Genomic DNA, 813 nt, shown 5'->3' on the forward strand with positions numbered 1-813 from the left:
AAATAAACCAAGTACTTCTGAACATCTGGCCATTTGCGGTGCATAAAGTCAATTTCCTTATAAAATTGCTCACGGATAGGGGCATCCGGTGCCACGATGGCATCTCCAGAACCTGAAACCGTACAAAAAGTACAACCACCATGAGCTACAGTTCCATCACGATTTGGACAGTCAAATCCCGCATCAATAGGAACTTTGAAAGTCTTTTCTCCAAAAAGTTTTCGATAATAATCATTCAAGGTATTATAAGATTTCATAACTTTCATTATAACAAAAAACACCTACAATCTCAAAAGCCTGACTTTCCTACAAATTCCCTTGTTTCTCATTTCCTTTAGCGTTTTTTTATGATACAATATGGGTATGATTTTAATGAAAATAGCATCTATTTTATTATTGATATTAACCTTGGTGGTTTGCTTTATTGTCACCAAGCTTTTCGGACTCAGAAAAATAGGATTTAATTTCGCGGATCTAGCTTTTCCACTTTTGGTATTTGAGTACTATCTGATTACTGCTAAAGCCTTTACCCACAACTTTCTACCGCGACTTGGTGTCGCACTTTCTCTCCTAGCAATCCTCCTTGTAATCTTTTTCCTTGTCAAAAAACGAAGTTTTTATTACCCTAAATTCATCAAATTCTTCTGGAGAGCCGGTTTTCTCCTTACCTTAATCATCTACATAGCTATGATTGTCGAATTGATGATGCTCCCATAAAAAACATTCCCTCAGACAGCTGTCTAAGGGAATATTTTTATCTTCATAACTTGTTTTCTAAGCTCTACCAAGATACTTTTTTTATTTCCTAAATGT

General features: G+C 35.5%; 1 protein-coding gene and 1 pseudogene. One reads left to right on the forward strand and one right to left on the reverse strand.

Annotation, left to right across the window (positions count from 1 at the left end; all coding sequences use genetic code 11):
- Positions 1 to 266 (reverse strand): annotated as a pseudogene (locus GMD1S_RS11875) (TIGR01212 family radical SAM protein); the annotation flags it as partial.
- A gap of 91 nt (positions 267 to 357) precedes the next feature.
- On the opposite strand from GMD1S_RS11875, the gene GMD1S_RS08445 reads away from it, so the two are divergent.
- Positions 358 to 717, forward strand: a complete 360-nt coding sequence (locus GMD1S_RS08445; RefSeq protein ID WP_008281343.1) for a DUF3397 domain-containing protein — start codon at positions 358 to 360, stop codon at positions 715 to 717.
- Positions 718 to 813 lie beyond the last annotated feature (96 nt).

The organism is Streptococcus sp. GMD1S (assembly GCF_000296875.1).
In the GTDB taxonomy this organism is placed as follows: Bacteria; Bacillota; Bacilli; order Lactobacillales; family Streptococcaceae; genus Streptococcus.

Coding starts and splice junctions, on each gene's coding strand:
- GMD1S_RS08445 (WP_008281343.1), top strand. CDS start 358: ATGGGTATGATTTTAATGAAAATAGCATCTATTTTATTATTGATATTA.